A 24,883-nucleotide genomic window follows, 5' to 3' on the forward strand; every position below is an offset into this window, starting at 1 on the left:
AAAAAATAAAATTCCAAATTCCAATGGCAATATCAATGCCTATAGTAATGAAAAATTGGAATTTGGAATTTAAAGAAATTGGAATTTAATTAAAAATGTCATGGGTAAAATAGGCGGATTTAAAGAATATAACAGAGCCGACGAAAGTAATCTTGCAGTAGCAGAACGTGTTTCTAACTACAACGAATTTACTATTCCGTTAGCAAAAGATAAAGTAAAAGAACAAGGTTCAAGATGTATGGATTGTGGTATTCCTTTTTGCCACAGTGGTTGTCCGTTAGGAAATTTAATTCCTGACTTCAACGACATGGTACATCAGGAAGAATGGCAGGGTGCATTAGAAATTTTGCAGTCTACTAATAATTTCCCGGAATTCACAGGTCGCTTATGCCCTGCTCCATGCGAAAAAGCATGTGTATTAGGAATCATAAAAGATCCGGTTTCTATCGAAAACATCGAAAAAAACATTGTTGAAATTGGTTTTGCAGAAGGATGGATCAAACCACAAGCACCAAAAACAAGAACAGGAAAAACTGTTGCCGTTATTGGTTCAGGTCCTGCGGGATTGGCAGCTGCTCAACAATTAAACAGAGCCGGACACACCGTTACGGTTTTTGAAAGAGACAATGCAATTGGAGGTTTATTACGTTACGGAATTCCAAATTTCAAATTAGAAAAAGGAATTATCGACAGACGTGTAGCAATCCTTGAAGCTGAAGGAATTACTTTTAAAACAAATGTAAACGTTGGTGTAAACTTCAGTATTGAAGAATTAAACGCTTTTGATTCTATCGTTTTATGCGGAGGAGCAACAGAAAGAAGAAGTTTGCCAACAAAAGGAATCGAAAGCAAAGGTGTTGTTCAGGCAATGGATTTCTTAACGCAACAAACGAAAGTTTTATACGGAGAGTCAATTCCTGATCAGGTTAAAGCAACCGGAAAAAATGTAATCGTTATTGGTGGTGGAGACACAGGATCTGACTGCGTTGGGACTTCAAACAGACACGGTGCAAAATCGGTAACAAATTTTGAGATTTTACCAAAACCTCCGGTTGGAAGAAGCGAATCAACTCCTTGGCCTTTCTGGCCGTTGCAGTTGAAAACATCTTCTTCTCACGAAGAGGGTTGCGACAGAAACTGGTTAATCAATACTAAAGAATTCATTTCTAATGATAAGGGAGAATTAACAGGATTAAAAACCGTTGAAGTAGCATGGAAAATGACTCCAGGACAAAGACCTGAATTAATCGAAAAAGAAGGTTCTGAAAAAATCTGGCCTTGCGAATTAGCTTTATTGGCTCTTGGATTTACAGGTCCGGAGAAAACGTTAAGCGAGCAATTAGGTCTTGAATTAGATATGAGAAGCAACTATCAGGCAAAAAATTATCAAACAAATGTTCCGCACATTTTCACTGCAGGTGATATGAGAAGAGGACAATCGTTAATAGTTTGGGCAATTTCTGAAGGTCGCGAAGCGGCAAGAGAAGTAGATTTGTTCTTAATGGGTTCTACCAACCTTCCAACTAAAGGAAACGGAGATTTACCAACTCTATAATTAAGATACTAAGTCGCTAAGGTTCTGAGTTTATATGCTTGGAATTTTAGCGGCTTTTTTTGCAGAAATTTAGCCCGCGGATTGCACGGATTCAACAGATTTAAGCAGTTTTTTTTTATCTTTATATTAAAATCTGTGTCCATCCGTTTAATCCGCACAATCAGTGGGCTAAATTTTTTTATAAAAATTCGAAATAAGTCGATTTTTGTTTAAAATTAAACAATTTGTTATAATTTGTTATTTTTCTACAAAAAATTTGCTGTTACTCAAAAGTGTAATAACTTTGCTCAAAATAGTTTATAAAAATGCAAGCAAAAGATCTACTGCAGTTAGCAGACCAATTTGGAAGTCCATTATATGTTTATGATGCCGAAAAAATCCAATCACAGTACAATAGATTAACTAAAGCTTTCTCTAAGGTAGAAAACTTGAGAGTTAATTACGCCATGAAGGCATTGTCTAACGTTGCGATTCTTCAGTTATTAAAGAACATGGGGTCTGGTTTAGATACTGTATCAATTCAAGAAGTTTTATTGGGACTTCATGCTGGCTATGATCCTGATAAAATTTTCTTTACACCAAACGGAGTTTCTCTAGAAGAAATCGAAGAAGTTGCCGCAATGGGTGTTCAAATCAATATTGATAACTTATCTATTCTGGAGCAATTCGGAACAAAATATCCACAAATTCCGGTATGTATTCGTATCAATCCACACGTAATGGCGGGAGGAAATGCTAATATTTCTGTTGGACATATCGATAGTAAATTCGGAATTTCGGTACATCAAATACCGCATATATTGCGAATTGTTGAAAATACAAAAATGAGCATCGTGGGAATTCACATGCACACAGGATCTGATATTTTAGATATCGAAGTATTCTTGTATGCAGCTGAGATCCTGTTTGATACAGCAAAACATTTTAAAGATTTAGAATTTTTAGATTTCGGAAGCGGATTTAAAGTTCCTTACAAAAAAGATGATATCGAAACAGATATTGAAGAATTAGGTAAAAAATTATCAAAAAGATTCAATTCTTTCTGCGCAGAATATGGCAGAGATTTAACCTTGATTTTCGAACCAGGAAAATTCCTGGTGAGCGAAGCTGGTTTCTTCTTAGCAAAAGTAAACGTAGTAAAACAAACAACTTCAACAGTTTTCGCCGGAGTTGATAGTGGTTTCAACCACTTAATCCGTCCGATGTTTTACGGTTCACAACATTATATTGAAAACATCTCAAATCCAAAAGGAAAAGAGCGTTTTTACTCTGTTGTAGGATACATTTGCGAAACTGATACTTTTGCCAACAACCGCAGAATTTCAGAAATTACTGAAGGTGATATTTTAGCTTTTAGAAACGCCGGTGCATATTGTTTCTCAATGTCTTCGAACTACAATTCAAGATACAAACCAGCCGAAGTTCTATGGAAAGACGGAAAAGGAATCTTGATTCGTCAACACGAAACTTTCGAAGATTTACTTAAAAATCAAATTCCGTTGCCTCAAGAAATTGCTGCAACAGTTTAAAATAAAAAAAGAGAATATCTATTGAATCCCGTTTCTTAATTGAGGCGGGATTTTTTTGCGCAATCTTGTCATTTCGAAGAATGAGAAATCTTCGCAAGAAACTCTACAAAGCAAATCGTCAATATAGAACGCGGATGACACGGATTCGCTTTGCGAAAGCACGGATTAAAACGGATTTTTTATCATAACATTCTAAGCTCAATATTGTCAGGCTGAGCAAAGTCGAAGCCCACGCAAAGTAGCCATCACGTTTGTAATTTCGACGTAAGGAGAAATCCTCGCAAGAAATCGACAAATATTGTTTGCTTACACGAATAGGTTAGTAGAATGTTTTATATTTTAGCTAGATAAAAAACAAACATATCGTCGATGAAAAATTTTAAATTTGGACATTATTTTCTAGTATTCTTTATTATTTTATTTGGATCGTTACATATTCGTGGAGTACGAATACAGAATAAAATTAAGACTTTAGGAAAAGATATTGTTGTCAAATATGTAAAGAAAGAAAGGTTTCCAAAAACAACCGATTTTTATTTTTCTTATTATTTAAATGATACCTTAATTACTACCTCAGGCTCAGGAATAAAATATAGTATATTAAATTCAGACAAGGAAACTCAAAGTATTGATAATTTAAAAATTAACTCTTTTTACCTAGCTAAATTTAATTCCGATTATCCAAAAACTATTATAGTTGATCCAGACAGTCGTATTACTGATACCTTAGAAATAGAAAAATTTGGATTTCAAATAAGTAAAAAACAATAATATCAATGTTCTAAATACTGCTTATACAAATCACCTTTTTTTGTAAAACTATGTAATCATGTCATTCTTAGGAACGAAGAATCTCCGCAAGTAACTCGACAAAGCTTGGAATTTGGAATTTTAAAAACTTGAAATTTAATATTCTGGGCGTCTCCCTCCGGGCCGGCTTTCGGCTATATCTTTTGTTCCGTTTCACTTCACAAAAGTATAACGCCTCTATCCCTGACGCAAAGCCTTTTCATAAGAGCATTATATCCTTTTATGCGAAAAAAGAAATATATTTGAAATAAAGAAAAAAAATGGAAGGAATTTTATTTGTGGAGAATTTTATCGAAAAACCAAATGAGCTATTTGAAAATTTAAAAGTGAATGTTACATGGGATGAAAGAATGACTGCCAGAAAAACGGCAAGTTTTGGAAAAGCGTACAATTATTCTCAAATCGAATATCCGTTTCAGGAATTCTTACCTGAACTAAAAAAGATTAATCAAAAAGTTTCTAAAATAATTGGTTTTGAACCTAATAATTGCCTCATAAACTATTATTTAGACGGAAAATCTAAAATGGGTTATCACTCAGACCAAATTGATATTTTAGAACCACGAACTGGAATTGCAATTATTTCTGTTGGAGCAGTTAGAACTCTTAAATTTAGAAATATATTAAATCGAGAACTATTTGAAAGTTATGAATTAACGGAAGGAAGTTTAATTTATATGACACAAGAGGTTCAAGAAATTTGGCAACATTCAATTCCAGAATCAAAAACAGAAGCTGGAAGAATTAGTATAACGCTGAGAAAAATGATATAATTAGGAGTGATAAAATCATTAGAAAATAAACAGATATAAAATAGTAGTTTGACAAACTATAATATTGCAGTATCTCTTTTCAAATTCAAAATAGTTATCATTAGCCGAAATATCTGGTTTTCATAAGTTATAAACAGTAATGTGCGATAAAATTATGAGGAAGTTAGAACTTAAAAAAAAGCCATGGAAATAAAAAAATAATTTTATTGATAATTTTGTCTATTTCATTTACAGCTAATGGCCAATTTAAAAGACGATTGTACAACACGAAAGAACTAAATATTCCCCTGAAAAGCGAAATTGGAGTCGAAATATTTTTGCAAGGACAAGAGGATTATCAAGAAGCTATTGAAATTACAGAATTACAAGATTTTAAAATTAATTTTGTTAAGTTTCCTTATAAGGTTGGAGATATACTGCCTTTTTTAAAAGATAGAAAAAACTATCAATTATATTTTAACTCAAATCAAAAAGACTATTTAGACAATGGTACTATTGGTATTGCTTTTGACAAAGAAAAAAACATCTATGTTCCGTACATAGATTCCTTTAATGGTTTTTTAACAAAAGACCAAAAAGGAAAATTGAAAGTAAAAAACGTTATTTACACAAACGCTAACTGTGAAGATTGCTTTAAAAAAGTTTTTATCTACAATGGAAAAGCGGGAAATGCAGTGAACTTTTCATATCGAGAATTCATAAATGATATGGTAAGACCTGCTTTTACTCAAGAATTACAATACGATTTAAACGAAGGAAAAATCATTGGATTTAAAGGTCTTAGAATTGAAATTTTAAATACATCAAATATTGAAATCGAATATAAAGTTTTGAGTGAATTTAATTAAAATTCGCGTCCCACTTGTGAACGCAATCGTAAAGGCACGAGCGTGACCCGCGCGCCAGCAATAAGCCCACAAAAGGAATAGGTCAAAAGGATATCAAAAAAGTATTATTAGATCACGAGATTCATACATTATCATTACAATTTTTACTCCATATTTTCAATAATTCAAAATCAATCCCACAAAAATCCATAATCCTCAAAACCAAATTATCTTCCCAAAAAAATCATTTTATCTCCTTAAAATACCCTATTTATCCCCCAATAAATTCAAAAAAAATCGTTGTTACTAAAAATCTTACATTATTTTTCCCTATATTAGATATAGGGATTGGTTTATTTTGTAAACTATAAGATGCTCAATTTTAACATCTTGGCAAATATTTTTTTATTACAGTTAATCAAAACCGATATGTTAACAAAGTTTAATTTAATCTTTAAAAAAATGGGATAATAAGTTTGAAGTTTTTTGACAACTAAACAAAATGAAAAACATAATCGCCTAGTTTAAAATCCGTAAAAATTACAAAAAAGCATCTTTTTTGTGTTATATGAAGCTTAATGAATATTTTAAATAAATTTTAATTTCAAATTGTTTTTACTATGAAATTTTACACCCTAATCTTTTTTAGCATACTTTCTATTCCCTGCTTTTCTCAGCATGACACTTTAAAAATAAAACATGACAGCCTAAAAATCAAAAAAGAAAATCGATTCAAAGTAGCCGGTTCCGTACTAGCAAACAGCGTTCTTAGTGTGCCCGGTGATTTTTCAGCGATGGGACACACTATATCAAGTGACTGGAAAAGGACTGCTATTTATACAGCAGGAATAATTGGTTTAATAGCCGTTGACAGACATACTACCGGTTTTTGGCACGATAATGTAGAACCTAATATCAAGTATAGTTTACCTAAAGTTGAAAGCTCAATCCCTCACGTTATCGGAACTGACGTCTATATTGTTTACCCAATCATTGGGTTATATGCAGGTTCATTAGCTATTAACAATAAAAAAGGTCAGGTTGTTGCTGTAAATGCTATTAAATCTTTAGCCTATTCTTATGTTATAAGTCAGGTAGTTCTAAAAACTATAGCATCACGAAAAAGACCTCAAAGAAGAATAAATGATAATAATCCTGTCGAAGAACCCTGGACAAAAAATCAGTGGGATTTTGGAAACTACAATCAAATTCACCTGACACATGGAGGTGATGCTACTTCATTTCCTTCTTTTCATGCTACCTCATATTTTGCTGTTGCCAAAGTATTTCAAATGGAATACAACAATTATTGGATACCGTATACATTTGTAACTGCAGTATTTCTTTCAGATATAAAAAGCCACGATCACTGGGTTTCAGACTTATTGGTAGGTGGATTAATCGGTACTATAATCGGGCGATCTATAGTAATTAGCAGTCGTAAGCAAATGGCAAAAAAAGAATCTAATGCTTTTAACGAAAATCCTAAAAAATTTTCAATGCAAAAACAATTAATTCCTCAAATTTCAAATTCTATGATTGGGTTGCAATTTATTGGAACTTTTTAGACTCTAAAATAGCACAAAAAATTATTCCCGTTCCCGAAAGGCAAATGGGATTTTTTTGGCGTTCCCCCCGGGTCGTCCCGAAGCTTCGGGATCGGCTATATCTTTTGTTCCGTTCCACTTCACAAAAGGTTAGCGCCTCTATCCCTAACGCACTCGTTTTCAAGATAAATAAAATTCATTACTGTAAAATATTATATTTAAAAGCAAATGCCTTTGCAAAAGCAATATTCTATTTTACTCCTAACGCAAAATCCACTTCAATTACCTCAAATAAAAATATTATTTTAGCTTGGTAAAAATTCAATTACCACTAAAATAAAAACCTATGAAAATTACGATTCCCCTGTCGGTATTATTTCTGTTATTTACTACTACTATATTCAGCCAGACTATTGCTGATTTAAAACTAAAAGGCAAAGAAATTCCCAAAAGTTATACTTTAAGCGACGGTCATATTTGTGTTTCTCCGCAGGCCTGCAATTTTTATAATGACATTGCAACTTACGCCAGCTTTGTTGGAACTGTAAAAAGTAAAGAAATTCAAAGTTTTAAAAGTAAAGGAGATAGCGGCTCTATCATGTATTTTGAATTTGATCACAGATTTAAAGGTGATAGTTTTTTACAGGGATTACTTTGGGGAAAAGCCAAAGAACCAACAGACGAACATCCGGAAGAATATCTTGCAATAGGAAAATTTCTGATCATCTGGAGTTTTCATTCCGATAGCCCTATTAAAGAAAAATCGGAAGCTAAAATAAATGCAATTTTGCAATAGTCAAATTGCTCATAATAATTACAAAATCAAAATGCGAACAATATTTCTAACATCAATAGTATTTAGTCTCTTTTCGCATTCGATGGTTAGCATGTGCAAATTCAAATCATTACAAGATACAATTCTCACTGAAATACAATGTTCTGTCAAAAACTTAATAGTAAAAACGGAAAAAAGAGAAAGAAATCGAAAATTTATTTTTTGGAAATTGCCTCACAAAAAAATAACTATTGTTGACAAAGTAATGAATACAGATGGAAAAGTGATTTTTAAGAAATCTACAATTCTAGTTTGTTCTGCTGATGCTTGTGACAATACAAAATTTCGCAGAATAAAAATTATAGAAAATGAAATATGGATTTTTCAATATAATAGGAATCCAGATAATGCAGTAATAAAACACTATGATTTTTGTGGGAAATATTTAAATAAAACAGATTGGAATGAAAAATCTTTTGATGAATATTAGTCCTCTAAACCCCAAAGTGTTCCCAACTTACCACATAAAACATGTTTAAAACTCAACTTTAATCTTAAGTAACTTAATAAATGAAACCACAAATTAGAATCCTGCTCTACTCCATATTATTTTTTCTATACCTTACTTCAACTCCTCTTTTATTGTTATTGGGCGAAAAATTAAAAACAGATCCTTATATCACTTTAGGCTGTGGTTTTGCTGTTTTAAATATTATTTATTCCTTCTTAGGCTTAAAATGGACAGCTTTACTAAATATAATCTGCTCTGTTGCAATTGCAGCCTTATCCCTATTCTTAGCTTTGAAGTTCACAAATTTACACCTGTTTTTAAATTACGATCCGTATCAGGTTAAAACAGCCATATTTGCCAATGCCGTTTTTTCAATTGTATTTTGGGAGATTGTTTATCAGGTAAAAATTAGAATACAGAAATAACATAAATCAGATTACATGTCCTTGTCATAACGTTAGACGCACTGCTGTGCTTCTCTACAAAAAATCTTATGTAAAATAAACATTGGCAATCTCTCCAATCTAAATCCGTAGAGGCGCACAGCAGTGCGTCTACACTACAATCTTTATCTTAAATAAACATTGGCAATATCTCCAATCTAATCCGTAGAGGCGCACAGCAGTGCGTCAACATTCCTATTTTAATTTAAAATTCCTTAAATTTAGTATCAGAAAAATTTTAGCAGTTAAAATAAATCTAATTTTTAAAAAACTAATCTTATGAAAACTAAAAAAATATGGGCCAATTTAGGCGTCGAAGACCTCGCGCGAACAACCAAATTCTATAGTGAATTAGGATTTAAACCAAACGGAACAAATACTGAATTGACAAGTTTTATGTTTGGAGAAGATAATTTTATCATTCATTTTTTTGTAAAAGAAAGATTTAAATGGGCTGTTAACGATGAAGTAGCCGACTTGAAACATGGAAATGAAATTATATTTTCGATCTCGGCCGACAGTACAGATGAAGTTCATCAATGGCTGCTGGCTGTTAAAAATGCAGGCGGAGCAATTTTTGCCGAACCGCAAAGTTTTGAAAAAGGATATTTCTTTGGATTTTCTGACCCCGATGGTCATAAATTTAATGTTTTACATTGGCCGGACTGAGAAACTAAAAACTTCTTGTTGGCTCACCTGGAATGAGCGGTAAATTCACGTCAGTATGCCAATTAAACCCTGCTCTGCACATTTACACACATCTGTACAATAAATCAAAATAAAAGACATCTAACTATTTTGGTTGTAAGGATAAAATATTTGTATTATATTTATGACAAAAAAAACATTAAATTCACATCATTAAAATCAGCAGAATACTATCAATCTATTTCTAACATTTAACTTTTTACAAATTAAAAATGAAAAGAGAAAATTCAATTGATATAGTACGAGGAATTGTAATGATAATTATGGCATTAGACCACGTTCGCGATTTAATGCACGTTGACGCTATCACGCAAAATCCTACAGATTTAGCAACTACAACTCCTTTGTTGTTTTTTACGCGTTGGATTACACATTTGTGTGCTCCAATTTTTGTTTTCCTGGCAGGAACTTCCGTCTATCTTTCGCTGAAAAGCAAAAATAATGTACAAGAAGTAAAACAACATCTCATTAAAAGAGGTTTTTGGCTGATATTTCTCGAATTTACGGTTGTCAATTTTGGTTTATTTTTTGACATTGGTTTTCATACATTATTGTTTCAAGTCATAGCCACAATAGGTTTTGGGTTTATTATTTTAGGTTTACTTTTAAAAATACCCGCAAAAAAATTAGGAATTACGGGACTTATTATCATTTTTTGTCATAATCTTTTACCCCTTATCCCATTTAGCGAAGGATCGGTTTTTAAAGCCGTTTTAACTCCATTTTTTAGTCCAATTGCGGTTCCGCTTTTTGCCGGAAAAGTTTTTGTTATGGGTTATCCGCCAATTCCGTGGTTAGGAATTATGTTAACCGGATTTGGTTTTGGAAGGTATTTTGAAATGGCAAAAGAAGAAAGAAAAAAGTATTTATAAAATTCGGTTTTGGCGCCTTAGTATTATTTATTATGCTGCGATTTATCAATATTTATGGAGATCCTGCATTATGGACATCCCAAAAAGATGCGGTTTTTACATTTATTTCCTTTATGAATGTTACTAAATATCCGCCTTCTCTTCTATATTGTCTGGTTACTTTAGGTATTATGCTTTTACTTCTTGCCTTTGCTGATCAATTTAATAACGGAATTAAAAAAGTGACTGCTATTTACGGAAAAGTGCCTTTGTTTTATTTTATCATTCATTTTTATCTAATTCATACTATAACACTCTTCATGCTTTTTGCGCAAGGGTTTGATTGGTCACAACTCGAATTTGCAACCGGAACTTTTGGAAGACCCAAAAACATAGAAAGCGGATTACCGCTCTGGGGGATTTATTTAATTTGGATCACTATTGTAGTTATTCTTTATAAACCTTGTATTTGGTATGGAGACTATAAAGCGAAAAAATCAAACTGGTGGCTTCGATATATCTAGAGTTATTTCTTTTTTCTTTTTTTCATGTTGTATCAATCTCAATTTCTTATAAAAAATAAATTTCTAATCTAGCCCCGATAGAGCCGGTATCCTCGCAGTCCCGATGGCTATCGGGACGAAGAGATAAAGGCGAAAGCGGGACAGGTGGTTATTATGGAAACAAAAACTTCTGCTTCATAAATTTAAAATGATATTTCTCTTACAACTCAATTAATCTAAAACCGATATATTTACAGCTGAAAAAATCAATTGGTCTTAGGATGAAAAAAATTACTTTACTTTTTTCTGTTTTACTTATACTATTTTCTTCGTGTGGTGTAAAAACCACGCAATCAATGTTAAGCGACGGAAATTACGACGGAGCAATCGACCGCGCTGTCGAGGCTTTGAAAACAAAAAAAGATTCGAAAGGAAAACAGGATTATGTTTATTTGCTTGAAGAAGCGTTTGCGAAAGCAAAAGACAGGGATTTGCGTAATCTTGAAGTGATGATAAAAGAGGCTAATCCTGCAAATTCTGAGCGCATTTATAATACATATCTGCAATTGAATAATCGTCAGGAAAAAATAAGACCTTTATTGCCGCTGCCTTTATTGAAACAGGGCAAAAATGCCAGTTTTCCGTTTGATAATTATTCAGATCAGATTGTGAGCAGCAAAAATGCGCTTTCTAAATATTTATATGAAACTTCTTCGGTGCTTTTAAAATCAAAAAACAAAATGGATTTTAGACAGGCGTATGATAATTTATTCTATCTGGAAAGTATTAATCCGGGATATAAAAATGTACAAAAACTGATGGAAGACGCACAGTTTAAAGGGACTGATTTTGTGGATATTTATGCTAAAAATGAAACCAATATGGTGATTCCGAAACAACTTCAGGATGACTTATTGGATATTAAAACTTACGGATTAAACGATAAATGGACTGTTTACCATAACGTTAGACAAAAAAATATTGTTTACGATTACAGTTTAATTGTAAATTTTATACAAATTAATATTTCGCCTGAGCAAATTAAAGAAAAAGAATTCATCAAGGAAAAACAGATAAAAGATGGTGTAAAAACGCTTTTAGACAGCCGTGGAAGACCTGTAAAAGATAGTTTGGGCAAGGAAATAAAAGTAGACAACTACCGAATGCTTCGCGCTAATGTGTATGAGTTCAAGCAATTTAAATCTTGCCAGGTAACTGCTAAGGTTGATTTTGTCGATTTGAAAACAAATCAATTGGCACAGACTTTTCCTATTACAAGTGAATTTGTTTTTGAAAATATTTATTCGACTTACAAAGGAGATAAAAGTGCTTGCGAGGATAGTTATATTTCTTATTTTAACAAACGCGCAGTGCCTTTTCCGAACAACGAACAAATGGTTTACGATACTGGAGAAGATTTAAAAGCGAGGCTTAAAGATATTATTGTGAAAAATAAATTTAGGGGATAATTAATGATTACCAAGCATGGTGATAACAATTAAAACCAATACAATTAAAAAATAAATGCTAAAAAAATTATTACCCTTTGAAGAACTAGTTTACCGTTCTACATTTACTAAAGAAGAATTAGTTGCGCATCTTCAAAATGAAATTGAAGCCGAAAAATCTTTTGGTCTTGGTGCCAACAGATTTTCTTATTCTAAGCCATATATTGGTAAAGTTTATCAAAATCGATTTGAAATTAAAAAAGCAATAAACTACCGAAACTCATTTTTACCTGTGATCAAAGGTGAAATTACAGATGACATCAATGGTTCGAAAATAAATGTCAAAATGGGTTTGATTGATTTTGTCAAAGCCTTTATGATTCTTTGGTTAGGCGGAGTTTCTATTGCTTGTTTAGCGGTATTGTATAATATAATATTCGGAGAGGGTTTAAATTCTGAAACCGGAATATTTATGTTAATTCCGTTTTTTATGCTCATAATAGGAATTGTAATGGTTTCTTTGGGTTTTAAATTTGAAAGTAGAAAAAGCATTATTGACCTGGAAGAAATATTGAAGGCTAAAATAGTACAGTGATAAAAAACGTTAATAATGAAAACCTTAGAAGAAAATAAACTAGACAATCCCGTTTGGCATTCTTTATCAGAAACCCATAAAGGATTTGCGATTGATTACGGAAACACCAAATTTTATAATCCTGATTATTGTCCGTTTGGCGGTTTTATTGATTCTGAAAATATTGCTGGTGCAATCGATCATTATTCGACTTTAAACGATAACTTTTTTATAGTGGGTGAAAAACCTGAAATCTCTGATGCTGTAAAAATTAACAAAGAATTAGTTTGTCTTCAGATGATTGTTTACGAGAAAATTGAGCTTTCTATTGATACTGAAATTGTAAGGCTAACAGAAATTCATAATGAAGAATTATGTGCTTTGGTGAATTTGGTGCAGCCGGGATATTTTAAAAATAAAACACCTTTATTGGGAAATTATTTCGGAATTTTTAAAGAAAATCAATTAGTTGCCATTACGGGTGAACGCATGAAAATGAATGATTTCACCGAAGTCAGCGCGATCGTTACGCATCCGGATCATACCGGAAAAGGGTACGCAAAACAATTGATTACGCATGTTGTAAATGCTATTTTTGAAGAAAATAAAACTCCGTTTCTGCACGTTGTTGAAAGTAATATCGGAGCCATTAAACTTTATGAAAAACTGGGTTTTATAACGAGACGAAAAATGAGTTTGTGGAATATTACAAAGTAATTAAATTAAGTATTGACATTTTAATCCTAACTTTGATTTCAAAATTTCAGTACCTATTCAAATAAAACAAATGAACAAAATCTTAATTTTCTTTTTCTTTATTTTCTCATTAACGATTTTTGGACAAAAAAATAAATCAACAGCAACAACAAAACCCTTTGTATTAGGTGTAATTGAAGAAATTGATTCTAAAGAATTAGGAGAAAAAAGAATTATAAACATTTATTTACCTGAAGGTTACAATCCTGCAGATGCTGTAAAATATCCTGTAATTTATTTATTGGACGGTTCGGCAAATGAAGACTTTATTCATATCGCCGGTTTGGTACAATTTAATAGTTTCGAATGGGTCAATAAGGTTCCAAAATCAATTGTTGTGGGAATTGCAACAGTAGATCGCAGAAGGGATTTTACTTTTCCAACTACAATTGAAAAAGACAAAGAAGCCTATCCGACATCTGGCCATTCGGATAAATTTATTTCTTTTATTGAAAAAGAATTACAGCCTGTTATCGAAAGGAAATACAAGACCAATAACTCGAAAACTATAATCGGGCAATCATTAGGCGGATTATTAGAAACTGAAATCTTATTTACAAAACCATCCCTTTTTAATAAATATATCATAATAAGTCCAAGTATATGGTGGGATAATGGCTGTATATTAAATGATGATCAGTTGCCTTTGCTGGCCCTTTTTAAACAGCCTATCGATATTTATATTGCAGTTGGTAATGAAGGAATTACACCAACTGAAATACCGAGAGTTATGGAAGATGATGCTAGTTTCTTAGCTGACAAAATCATGTGTGTTGAAAATAAAAATATAAACGTGCATTTTGAATATCTCCCTTTCGAAAACCATGGCACTATATTACATCAGGCTGTTTCTAATGCTTTTAGAGTTTTGTATCCAAAAGAAAATAAAGAATAAGCAAACTTGTAAAATCTTATAAATAGTGTAAAAAAATATTTTTTATATCTTTGCACAGATAAATCAACTACAACATTCTATGTGAAATAAAATTTCTTTCAGACAATTATAAAAGCAATCTGCTCAACAGTTTGCTCATTTGTTTATTCCCTAAAGAAAGAAATTATGCTTATTTTACAAAACATTTCATATTTACATACGAATAGAGATTTGCTATTCGACAAAATTACTTTTACTGCCAATAAGCAGGAAAAAATCGCTTTGATTGGCAACAATGGTGTTGGAAAATCAACTTTATTAAAAATTATTGCAGACGAATTACAGCCTTCTGAAGGTTTGCTCAAAGCCAATGCAAAATCCTATTATGTACCTCAGATTTTTGGGCAGTTTAATCATTTAACAATTGCCGAAGCTTTGCAAATTGATGATAAACTCAATGCTCTCAAAGAAATTCTTAACGGTAATGTAACCGAAGAAAATCTGGAAATCCTAAACGACGACTGGACTATTGAAGATCGCTGCAATGAAGCTTTGCAATATTGGCAATTACAGGATTTAGATTTATCTCAAAAATTGGAAACGCTGAGCGGCGGGCAAAAAACAAAGATTTTCCTCGCCGGAATTTCGATTCATCAGCCCGAACTTATTTTGCTGGATGAGCCAAGTAATCATCTGGATCTTGCAGCAAGAAAACTATTGTACGATTTCATACAAACTACTTTGAGTACTTTGCTGATTGTAAGCCACGACAGGAAATTATTGAATCTTTTAAACACGGTTTACGAATTAACCAAACACGGAATTTCGGTTTATGGCGGTAATTATGACTTTTATGCCGAACAGAAACAAATAGAAAACAATGCTCTAAATCAGGATATTCATAGTAAAGAAAAGGCTTTACGTAAAGCCAAAGAAAAGGAACGCGAAACACTTGAACGCCAGCAAAAACTGGATGCACGCGGAAAAAAGAAACAGGAAAAAGCCGGAGTTTCAAGAATAATGATGAATACTCTACGCAATAATGCCGAAAACAGTACCTCAAAAACAAAAAGCATGCATGCCGAAAAAATTGGCGGAATTTCTGGAGAATTACAAGAATTGCGTTCGGGTTTACCTGAAATTGATAAAATGAAATTTGGTTTTGATAATGCCAAACTTCATAAAGGAAAAATACTTTTTACCGCTACTGATATTAATTACAGCTACAATAATGAATTGCTTTGGAAAGAGAATTTAAACTTTCAAATTTTAAGTGGCGATCGTATTGCTTTGAAAGGAAAAAACGGTTCAGGAAAAACAACTTTGATTAAAATTATTACCGAAAAATTAACTCCTAAACAAGGCACTGTTTACAAAGCAGAATCGACAATAGTTTATATCGATCAGGATTATTCTTTGATTGATAACCAGCTTACAATTTATGAACAGGCAGAAAAATTCAATAATTCTGGTTTACAGGAACATGATATACGAATGCGATTGAATCGGTTTTTGTTTTCGCAAAATGATTTAGAAAAATTATGCAGTGCTTTGAGTGGTGGAGAAAAAATGCGTTTGATACTTTGCTGTTTAACCATAAGCAATCAGGCACCGGATATTATTATTTTGGATGAACCAACGAATAATTTAGATATTCAGAATATCGAAATTCTGACTCAGGCAATTAATGAATATCAGGGAACTTTAATCGTTGTTTCGCATGACGAATATTTTTTGGAACAAATTGATATTCAGAATACAATTGAACTTAATTAAAAATTGAGAATTAAAAATTAAAAGTTTCAGGAATCGTCATCTTATCTTTTTATATCGACTTTCCCATTGTATAAAGCTATGTTTCTATATGTAAAATTAATTGCGCTCAAAGTGGGTTAATTTTTTAAATTTGTTTAAAACAACTAACAATCAACCTAAAACTAATAATCATGACACAAAATAAAGAAACCGTAAACGAATATATGGCCGCTTTTAGAGTGAGCGATCATGAAAGAATTCTGGCTTGCCTTAGCGATGATATTGTTTGGGAAATGCCCGGAATTTATCAGCATGTTGGCAAAAAAGCTTTTGACAAGGAAATTGAAAATGAAAATTTTGTTGGAAGCCCCATTATTCACATTGTAAAACTGATTGAAGAAAACAATGTTGTAATTGCAGAAGGTTCTGTTCAGGGAAGCATGAAAAATGGAGGTCTTCTGGATGCTGTTTTTTGTGATGTTTTTGAAATGGAAAACGGCAAAATAAAAAAACTGACTTCGTATTTAATGTCGAAGAATGCTAGTTTGAAGTTTGAATAAAAGAGCTGAAGTATTAATCTCGCAAAGTCGCGAAGTCGCAAAGTTTTTGTACTACAGATTTAATTAAAAGAATTTTTCACGCAGATTCGGCAGATTTGGGCAGATTTAATTTTAAAAAAAATCTGCTTAAATCTTTTTAAATCTGCGTGAAAAAACTTTGCGGGACTTCTCCCGAAGCCTCGGGACGCTCAGTCTGACAAAACGGTCGAAAAAAAATCTAAAATCTAAAATCTAAAATTACCCCAGCCATCCATCACGGTCTAAACTTCTGTATTGAATCGCTTCTGCAATATGTCCCGGAATAATTTGTGGCGAAGCATCAAGATCTGCGATTGTTCTGGCAACTTTCAGGATTCTGTCATACGCTCTTGCGGATAGATTTAATCTTTCCATTGCTGTTTTTAATAATTGTTTTGATTGTTCGTCGAGAGCGCAAAATTCCCTGATTTGTTTGGTATTCATTTGCGCATTGTAATGAATGTTTGGAAACGCTTCAAAACGAAGTGATTGAAGTTCGCGAGCGGCTGTTACACGTTTTCTGATTTCGACACTGCTTTCTGCTTTTCTGTCGTCTGATAATTTTTCGAAAGGAACAGGCGTTACTTCAATATGAATATCGATTCGGTCTAATAACGGCCCTGAAATTTTGCTCATATAACGTTGCATTTCGTGTGGCGAAGAAGTATTTGGCATACTCGGATCATTAAAAAATCCACTCGGACTCGGGTTCATACTCGCCACCAACATAAACGACGACGGATAGGTTACGGTAAATTTTGCTCTCGAAATCGTGACTTCACGATCTTCCAACGGCTGACGCATTACTTCGAGAACATCTCGTTTAAACTCCGGTAATTCATCCAAAAACAAAACACCATTATGCGCCATCGAAATTTCGCCAGGCTGCGGATAACTCCCTCCTCCTACCAAAGCAACATTCGAAATAGTATGATGCGGACTACGAAATGGTCTTTGATTCATTAAACCTACTTCTTTTAACTTTCCGGCAACACTATGAATTTTAGTGGTTTCGAGTGCTTCACGCAACGTCATTGGCGGTAAAATACTGGGTAATCTTTTGGCCAGCATTGTTTTTCCGGCTCCGGGCGGACCAATCAAAATAATGTTATGACCTCCTGAAGCCGCAATTTCCATACAGCGTTTTATACTTTCTTGTCCGCGAACATCAGAAAAATCAAATTCAGGAAAATCTAATGTTTTATAAAATTCGGTTCTGGTATCTATTACGGTTGGTTCAAGCGTTCCTCTTCCTTCAAAAAAATCAATTACTTCTTGTAAGTTTTCGACTCCGTAAACATCTAATCCTGCTACTATTGCGGCTTCTTTTACATTTTGCTTTGGCAGAAAAAATCCTTTAAAACCTTCTTCTTTGGCTTTTATGGCAATGGGCAAAGCACCGGTTATAGATTGTAAACTTCCGTCTAATGAAAGTTCTCCCATAATAACATATTGCTCTACTTCGGGTGCTTTTATCTGATCTGAGCCTACTAAAATCCCAATTGCTAATGGCAAATCATACGCAGAACCTTCTTTTCGCAAATCGGCGGGCGCCATATTGATCGTTATTTTTTTCCCCGGAAGACTTAATCCGTTATTTTTAAGAGCAGCTGCAATTCTAAAACTGCTTTCTTTTATGGCGTTGTCTGGTAATCCAACTAAATGATAACCAATACCTTTATCCATATGAACTTCCACAGTAATGGTTGTGGCTTCTACTCCAAAAACGGCGCTTCCGTAAACTTTAATCAGCATAATATTTCTTTCATTAAATATTTTTAAAACTAATTAAAAATATTTAATTTATAGCTTTTTTACTACAAAATATAAAAACTAAAATTCTAATCCAACCTGATTTTTAATTCCTTCCACAATCTTACTCAAATCCAAACTATTTTGATGTGACCAAAGTTTACTTTCTATTTGATTGTTTCTAATGCAGTTATGACATTCTATAGCTTCATACGAATATCCTTTTCCTAAATTCGGAAAACTAAAAGCGGTTTCTTTTTCTTCTTTTATAATCGAATAACCATCTGCCATAAACCATGGCGCGTTGAGTTCGATTCTTCCTTTCGTTCCTGCAATTACGGCTTTCATATCAGATTCTGACACTATTGAAGTATGCAAAATGGCTTGTGCGTTTTCAAATTCTAAAATTATGGATGTCTGTAAATCGATTTCGTTTTCGTGAAAAATAGATTTTGCACATGTAGTTTTTGGAATTCCACACATTATATAAGAGAGAAATAAAGGATAGACGCCAACATCAAAAAGAGCTCCTCCTCCACTTTGTTTATCAAATAACCGGCTTCCCTGTGTTTCATTTCCAATAAAATTAAAATCGGCTTTAAGATATTTTACCTCTCCAATTTCTCCGTTTTTCACTTTTGCCAAAGCATCCTGAACCGACGGAATAAATCGTGTCCAGAAAGCTTCCATAAAAAATTTATTGTGTTTTTTTGAAGCTTCAATCATTCGAACAGCATCATTATATGAAAGTGCCATTGGCTTTTCGCATAAAACATGTTTACCGTTTTCTAATGCTTTAATAGATAATTCAGCATGAGAATTATGCGGAGTGGCAATATATATAATGTCTACATTTTTATCTGCAAAAAGAGCATCGTAAGAATTGTAGGCTCTAGGGCAGTTGTATTTTTGTGCAAACGCATTTGCATTGTCCTTATTTCGGGAAGCTACGGCAACTAATTCGGCATCTTCAAGCAATTGTAAATCTGTAGCAAACTGATTGGCAATGTTTCCTAAACCTATAATTCCCCATTTAATTTTCTGAATTTCCATTCTTAAGTTTTAATTATAAAAAATGTTAAAAAGATCAAATATACATCATCAACATAAAAAATAAGACGATTTTCGGCAATAATCCATGTGTTTCAATCATAAAAAATTAATAAAAAAACAGGAAAAGTATGTAAATTCTCAAATCAGACTAAAAAAATGTTGCCAAATTGTAAATTTTAAGTCCGTTTTAACAAATACATTCAAAACTGAGGGGTTAAAATGAAATATTAACAAAAATTAAACATTAGACTCTATTTTTTATAGGGGTGTTGATTGATTTTATATTTTTATCAAAAATTTAAAACTAAATAACTATGCGAAAAATTATTTTAAGCGTGATTCTTATCACGATTTTATTACTATCTATTTTTTCTATCTCATTTGTTACTGAATCAAAAACATTAGGCGCTCACGTTGTTGAATTAAAACTTGATACAGGTGATACTGCATGGATGGTTGTTGCAACTGCGTTTGTATTATTAATGACTCCAGGATTAGGATTTTTCTATGGAGGAATGGTAGGAAAGAAAAACGTAATCAGTACTATGCTTCAAAGTTTCATGGCAATGGTAATTGTTACTGTACTTTGGATAGTAATTGGATTCGGATTGTGTTTTGGACCATCAATTGGTGGTTTCATCGGAAATCCTTCATCAAATATATTTTTTCAGGGAGTAAGCGCGAATACCGCCTGGGAGTTGGCACCAACAATTCCGATGATTCTTTTTGCTTTATTTCAGGCAAAATTTGCTATTATCACTCCTGCATTAATAACTGGAGCTTTTGCAGAGCGTGTTCGTTTCTGGGCTTACTTATTGTTCATGGTTTTATTTATCATATTTATATACGCTCCATTATGTCACATGACTTGGCATCCTGACGGATTGTTTTTTGGATGGGGAGTTCTTGACTTCGCTGGTGGTACTGTAGTACACATGAGTGCTGGTTGGGCTGCTTTGGCCGGAGCAATCTTTTTAGGAAAACGTAAAGTTCAAAAAGTAAACCCTGCCAGAATTACTTATGTATTATTAGGTACAGGTTTATTATGGTTTGGATGGTTTGGATTTAATGCAGGTTCTGCTGTTGGAGCCGGAAGTCTTGCTGCTCAAGCTTTAGGAACTACTACAATTGCTGCTGCTTCTGCTGCTATGGCATGGGTTTTCCTTGATAAAATTTTAGGTCACAAATTATCTGCTATGGGAGCTTGTATTGGTGCTGTAGTTGGTTTAGTTGCCATCACGCCTGCTGCTGGTTTCGTAAGCATACCTCACGCTTTAGCAATTGGTATCATTGCCGCTGTAATTAGTAACCTTGTAGTAAGCAAATTCCCTAAAGGAAAAATTGACGATGCTCTTGACGTTTTCGCTTGTCACGGTGTTGGAGGAATGGTAGGAATGTTATTAACAGGTGTATTTGCGTCTAACACAGTAAATTCAGTTGTTGGTGACAATCAAGGTTTAATCTTTGGTGATGCTACATTATTCTTAACACAATTAAAAGCATTGGTACTTGTTTCTGTATTTGCTTTCGTAGGTTCATACATTTTATTCTTCGTTGTAAATAAAATTACTCCTCTAAGAGTTACTGAAGAAAAAGAAGAATTAGGATTAGACATTTCTCAACACGGAGAATACTTATAATAATCAATTTCCAAAACCAAAAAAACAAAACTAACCAAAAAAAAGCGCTCTTATTCAGAGCGCTTTTTTGATTATTGTAGATCGCAGATTTTAGATTAAAATAGAAGTCTTTCATCTATTCTCTTTCATCTATTCTCTTTATTCTCTTTATTCTATTCTCTTTCTTCTATTCTCTTTATTCTATTCTCTTTCTTCTATTCTCTTTATTCTTTATTTAAAATTAGAAATCCCTTGTTTCAACCAAACCAAATATTCTTCGGTACTCACATAACTAATTGTTGGTTTGGTATCGTTTAGATTTTTTCCTTCTAAGTCAGTTATAATGTATAAAGGCTGAGTATTCGTTTTATATTTTGAGATCATAAAATCGGTCCATTTGTCGCCAACAGTTATAATTTTATCTCCTGCGGCTGTTACAAATTGTTCTTCTTTTGGCAATTCGCGTTTATCATCAACATAAAGAGAAATCAGTACGACATCATTTTTTAAGATGGGCAAAATTCTTTCGTCAGACCAAACATTGTTTTCCATCTTTCTGCAATTTACACAGGCATATCCTGTAAAATCAAGCATGATCGGTTTATTGATTGATTTTGCAAAAGCTACACCATCTTCGTAATCATGAAAAACCATAATACCATGTGGCCCTAACTCTGCTCCTTCTGGTAATCCTTTTTCAGAAACAACACCGTTACCTGCTCCTCCAGAACCTCCAAATCCAAGCGGACTTTCACTATATGTCTGAGGCGGTGGAAAAGCGCTTATCAATTTTAAAGGTGCTCCCCAAAGTCCCGGAATTAAATAAATTGTAAAAGTCAAAACAATCAATCCGAAAGATAATCTTCCAACTGAAATATGATTCGACGGACTATCATGTGGCAATGTAATTTTTCCGAAAAGATAAAAAGCCAAAGTTCCAAAAATAGCAATCCAGATCGCTAAGAAAACTTCTCTTTCTAGTAAATGTAACTGAAGAACCAAATCTGCATTTGATAAAAATTTGAATGCTAAAGCCAATTCTAAAAATCCCAAAACTACTTTAACGGTATTCAGCCATCCGCCCGATTTTGGTAATGTATTTAACCAACCCGGGAACATCGCAAAAAGCATAAACGGTAAAGCCATTGCAGATGAAAATCCTAACATTCCAATAACTGGTGCGATTCCTCCATTTGAAGCTGCTTCAACCAATAACGTTCCCACAATTGGTCCTGTACATGAAAAGGAAACAATTGCAAGAGCCAAAGCCATAAACAATATTCCAACAATTCCGCCTCTGTCTGCTTGCTGATCTGCTTTGTTTGCCCATGAATTTGGCAACATAATTTCGAAAGCTCCCAAAAATGAAACCGCAAAAACAATCAATAAAACAAAGAATATCAGGTTAAACCAAACATCTGTAGACAAAGCATTTAAAGCATCTGCACCAAATACCTTAGTAACAATTAATCCTAATATTACATAAATAGCGATAATCGAAAATCCATAAATAATAGCATTTCTAATTCCTTTCGCCCTGCTTTTACTTTGTTTTGTAAAGAAACTTACTGTCATTGGAATCATTGGAAACACACAAGGCGTTAACAATGCCGCAAATCCTGAAATAAAAGCAATAAAAAAGATTGACCACAAACTTCTTGAAGATGCCGGTGCAGGAATTTCTTCATTAGCTTCCGCCAAAGCCTTATCAGTTTTAATAACTTGTTTTATTTCCGAAGCTGGTGCTTTTGATACAGTATCTACAACCAAAGCCGGAACTTTTGTTTCGTCTAATTTTGATTCTGTTATTGCAGGAACGGCATCCATTTTAAAAGTAGAAGGAACGCTGATTGAGAATTTTTTATTAGAATTGATACAAACTTCTTTACAAACCTGAAAGTCAAAATCAACATCAACTGTTTTTAAATTCGGGTTTATAATCTTAATTTCCTGTTCGATATGTGCTTTTCCTTCAAAGAAAGTTTCATTTACTCCAAAAACGTCATTAAAAGCCGTTCTGGTTTTTCCTTCTTTGGCTTTGCCTATTAATTCGTAGTTTCCTTTTTGATTTTTAAAGACAATCTCCAACGCAAGCGGGCCTCCTTCCGGAGTAAATTGCGAGTACATATGCCAGTCTTTTTCAATAGTACCATCAAAAATTAAAACGGCGTTATTGCCTTTTTTTCAATTTTAGAAGTCCATTTTACCGGTTCTAAAATTTGAGCATTACCTTTTGCAAAAGCAAAAATGAAAAATAACAAAAAAACAATGGTTTTATTCCAGACACTTTTTGATATTGAAGCTTGATAGGATTGAGTAAAGTTCATTATTGTAATTCTATTTTAAGTATTTTATTAGTGGTATTTTCTATTTTAAAACGTTCGTCCTGCCTAATCCCTACAACCCAAACAATTTGATTATCAGAAGATAAAATCCAGGTTTTTTCTTTTTCAATAAGCGACAATTTCTCATCTTTAAAAAGTTTGCTCACTTTTTTAGATTGGCCATTCATACCAAAAGGATGAAAAACATCTCCCTCATTCCATTTACGTAAAACCAAAGGAAACTGGATTTTTTCGGCGTCCACAAAGATAGACTTATTTGAATCTATTGTAATGTCATCTACCCGACAAAGCTTCAATTTTAAGGGAAAATTAACGTCTTCTTCATTTTCATTGATTTGATATTCTTCTGTTTCGTCTTCTTCAGAAATCGGACTCAAAATCAAGGTATTTCTATTTTTTAATAATCGAAATTCTGCAGCAAAAACCTGTTTACCAGACTGACCATCAACCAAATCATAAATATCATTCCAAGCCACAAAACCAAATTCGTTCAACCATTGGTACAAATAAGACTTGTAATTGGGTAATTTTTTAAGCTGATTTAAATCAAAATGAATATCATCGCCTGCTTCTTTTGCCACTTGCTGATAAATCATAATCGATGCATCTTCAACCATTTCTTTTGATTCCTGCAAATACGATTGTGACTTTTGAAACGCATTCAAAAAGTTGGGATTGATTTCTTTCAAAATCGGAACCAAATCATGACGGATTTTATTTCGAAGGTATTTATTTGATGCATTACTGCTGTCTTCGCGCCATTCTATATTATTTTCTTCGGCATATTTCAGGATTTCTTCTCTCGAAAAAGGCAAAAGCGGACGTATAATTTTATCATTCTGCTCCGGAATTCCGGTTAAACCGTCTAATCCTGTTCCTCGCGTTAAATTGATAATAAAAGTTTCCAGATTATCATCGGCATGATGAGCGGTAAAAATATAGTCGAAGTTTTCGGTTTCCAAAAGTTCATAAAACCAGCTATAACGCAATTCACGTGCTGCAACTTGTGTAGAAAGTTTATAATCCTTTGCAAAAGCCTCAGTGTCAAACTGGGTTGTAAAAATTGGAATATTATTTTGATCGCAATAGTTTTGAATGAAGTCCTGATCTCCAAAACTCTCTAATCCCCGAAGTTGAAAATTACAATGTAAAACAGCAATTTCGTAAGGCAATTGCTGAAATAAATACAGCAAAACCATACTGTCTAATCCTCCACTGACGGCTAGAAATATTTTTTTCCTTCCAAAAATGGAAATCTTGAAACGATATAATTTTGAAAATTTGAAAACATTTGATA

General features: G+C 33.1%; 21 protein-coding genes and 2 pseudogenes. 19 read left to right on the plus strand and 4 right to left on the minus strand.

Annotated elements, in window-relative coordinates:
• The first annotated feature begins 100 nt into the window (after positions 1-100).
• The 18 genes from ACZZZT_RS21205 (at position 101) to ACZZZT_RS21290 (ending at position 16,799) form a co-directional block, all read left to right on the plus strand.
• Entirely contained in the window at positions 101-1,555 is a 1,455-nt protein-coding gene (locus ACZZZT_RS21205; RefSeq protein ID WP_463461828.1) for a glutamate synthase subunit beta, read from the plus strand.
• A 305-nt stretch (positions 1,556-1,860) separates the two neighbouring features.
• A complete protein-coding gene (gene lysA, locus ACZZZT_RS21210) occupies positions 1,861-3,084 on the plus strand; it encodes a diaminopimelate decarboxylase (protein WP_042566561.1) in 1,224 nt (407 codons plus the stop codon).
• Positions 3,085-3,453: 369 nt separating this feature from the next.
• Positions 3,454-3,855 carry a hypothetical protein gene (locus ACZZZT_RS21215; RefSeq protein ID WP_302095143.1) on the plus strand — a complete coding sequence of 134 codons (402 nt, stop codon included), beginning with the start codon at positions 3,454-3,456 and terminating at the stop codon, positions 3,853-3,855.
• A 299-nt stretch (positions 3,856-4,154) separates the two neighbouring features.
• Positions 4,155-4,667, plus strand: coding sequence for an alpha-ketoglutarate-dependent dioxygenase AlkB (locus tag ACZZZT_RS21220; RefSeq protein ID WP_463461829.1), 513 nt, complete (start codon positions 4,155-4,157; stop codon positions 4,665-4,667).
• A 206-nt stretch (positions 4,668-4,873) separates the two neighbouring features.
• Positions 4,874-5,515 (plus strand): hypothetical protein, encoded by a 642-nt coding sequence (locus tag ACZZZT_RS21225; RefSeq protein ID WP_463461830.1) that lies wholly within the window; start codon positions 4,874-4,876, stop codon positions 5,513-5,515.
• A gap of 599 nt (positions 5,516-6,114) precedes the next feature.
• Positions 6,115-7,062: a phosphatase PAP2 family protein gene (locus ACZZZT_RS21230; protein ID WP_463461831.1), complete on the plus strand. Its 948-nt coding sequence runs from the start codon at positions 6,115-6,117 to the stop codon at positions 7,060-7,062.
• 325 nt (positions 7,063-7,387) lie between these two features.
• Positions 7,388-7,837 carry a hypothetical protein gene (locus ACZZZT_RS21235; protein WP_463461832.1) on the plus strand — a complete coding sequence of 150 codons (450 nt, stop codon included), beginning with the start codon at positions 7,388-7,390 and terminating at the stop codon, positions 7,835-7,837.
• Positions 7,838-8,081: 244 nt separating this feature from the next.
• On the plus strand, positions 8,082-8,306 hold the full coding sequence (locus tag ACZZZT_RS21240; RefSeq protein WP_463461833.1) for a hypothetical protein: 225 nt from the start codon (positions 8,082-8,084) through the stop codon (positions 8,304-8,306).
• 80 nt (positions 8,307-8,386) lie between these two features.
• On the plus strand, positions 8,387-8,752 hold the full coding sequence (locus ACZZZT_RS21245; protein ID WP_463461834.1) for a hypothetical protein: 366 nt from the start codon (positions 8,387-8,389) through the stop codon (positions 8,750-8,752).
• A 297-nt stretch (positions 8,753-9,049) separates the two neighbouring features.
• The gene (locus ACZZZT_RS21250; RefSeq protein WP_302095138.1) at positions 9,050-9,439 is read left to right on the plus strand and encodes a VOC family protein; all 390 of its coding nucleotides are present in this window, start codon (positions 9,050-9,052) and stop codon (positions 9,437-9,439) included.
• Between the two features lie 251 nt (positions 9,440-9,690).
• Positions 9,691-10,350 carry a DUF1624 domain-containing protein gene (locus ACZZZT_RS21255; protein WP_463461835.1) on the plus strand — a complete coding sequence of 220 codons (660 nt, stop codon included), beginning with the start codon at positions 9,691-9,693 and terminating at the stop codon, positions 10,348-10,350.
• A 32-nt stretch (positions 10,351-10,382) separates the two neighbouring features.
• Positions 10,383-10,853: a hypothetical protein gene (locus ACZZZT_RS21260; protein WP_463461836.1), complete on the plus strand. Its 471-nt coding sequence runs from the start codon at positions 10,383-10,385 to the stop codon at positions 10,851-10,853.
• Between the two features lie 260 nt (positions 10,854-11,113).
• A complete protein-coding gene (locus tag ACZZZT_RS21265) occupies positions 11,114-12,301 on the plus strand; it encodes a COG3014 family protein (RefSeq protein WP_463461837.1) in 1,188 nt (395 codons plus the stop codon).
• A gap of 55 nt (positions 12,302-12,356) precedes the next feature.
• The gene (locus ACZZZT_RS21270; protein ID WP_463461838.1) at positions 12,357-12,875 is read left to right on the plus strand and encodes a hypothetical protein; all 519 of its coding nucleotides are present in this window, start codon (positions 12,357-12,359) and stop codon (positions 12,873-12,875) included.
• A gap of 15 nt (positions 12,876-12,890) precedes the next feature.
• On the plus strand, positions 12,891-13,571 hold the full coding sequence (locus ACZZZT_RS21275) for a GNAT family N-acetyltransferase (protein WP_302095133.1): 681 nt from the start codon (positions 12,891-12,893) through the stop codon (positions 13,569-13,571).
• A 70-nt stretch (positions 13,572-13,641) separates the two neighbouring features.
• Positions 13,642-14,505: an alpha/beta hydrolase gene (locus ACZZZT_RS21280; protein ID WP_302095132.1), complete on the plus strand. Its 864-nt coding sequence runs from the start codon at positions 13,642-13,644 to the stop codon at positions 14,503-14,505.
• A 165-nt stretch (positions 14,506-14,670) separates the two neighbouring features.
• Positions 14,671-16,260 carry a ribosomal protection-like ABC-F family protein gene (abc-f, locus tag ACZZZT_RS21285; protein ID WP_463461839.1) on the plus strand — a complete coding sequence of 530 codons (1,590 nt, stop codon included), beginning with the start codon at positions 14,671-14,673 and terminating at the stop codon, positions 16,258-16,260.
• 170 nt (positions 16,261-16,430) lie between these two features.
• Positions 16,431-16,799: a nuclear transport factor 2 family protein gene (locus tag ACZZZT_RS21290; RefSeq protein ID WP_042566573.1), complete on the plus strand. Its 369-nt coding sequence runs from the start codon at positions 16,431-16,433 to the stop codon at positions 16,797-16,799.
• Between the two features lie 237 nt (positions 16,800-17,036).
• Here ACZZZT_RS21290 and ACZZZT_RS21295 read toward each other — a convergent pair whose 3' ends face one another.
• Together ACZZZT_RS21295 and ACZZZT_RS21300 are read right to left on the minus strand one after the other, a co-directional pair.
• Complete coding sequence (locus ACZZZT_RS21295; RefSeq protein WP_042566574.1) at positions 17,037-18,572, minus strand: YifB family Mg chelatase-like AAA ATPase; 1,536 nt, start codon at positions 18,570-18,572, stop codon at positions 17,037-17,039.
• Between the two features lie 78 nt (positions 18,573-18,650).
• Complete coding sequence (locus ACZZZT_RS21300; protein WP_463461840.1) at positions 18,651-19,622, minus strand: Gfo/Idh/MocA family protein; 972 nt, start codon at positions 19,620-19,622, stop codon at positions 18,651-18,653.
• A 314-nt stretch (positions 19,623-19,936) separates the two neighbouring features.
• Between ACZZZT_RS21300 and ACZZZT_RS21305 the strand changes: the two genes are divergently transcribed.
• The gene (locus ACZZZT_RS21305) at positions 19,937-21,262 is read left to right on the plus strand and encodes an ammonium transporter (protein WP_042566579.1); all 1,326 of its coding nucleotides are present in this window, start codon (positions 19,937-19,939) and stop codon (positions 21,260-21,262) included.
• Positions 21,263-21,472: 210 nt separating this feature from the next.
• Here ACZZZT_RS21305 and ACZZZT_RS21310 read toward each other — a convergent pair.
• Together ACZZZT_RS21310 and tilS are read right to left on the minus strand one after the other, a co-directional pair.
• Positions 21,473-23,568 (minus strand): annotated as a pseudogene (locus tag ACZZZT_RS21310) (protein-disulfide reductase DsbD family protein).
• Positions 23,568-24,877: pseudogene (gene tilS / locus ACZZZT_RS21315) on the minus strand (tRNA lysidine(34) synthetase TilS). Before tilS ends, ACZZZT_RS21310 begins: the two co-directional pseudogenes overlap by 1 nt.
• Positions 24,878-24,883 lie beyond the last annotated feature (6 nt).

The sequence above is a fragment of the Flavobacterium sp. AC274 genome (assembly GCF_979258275.1).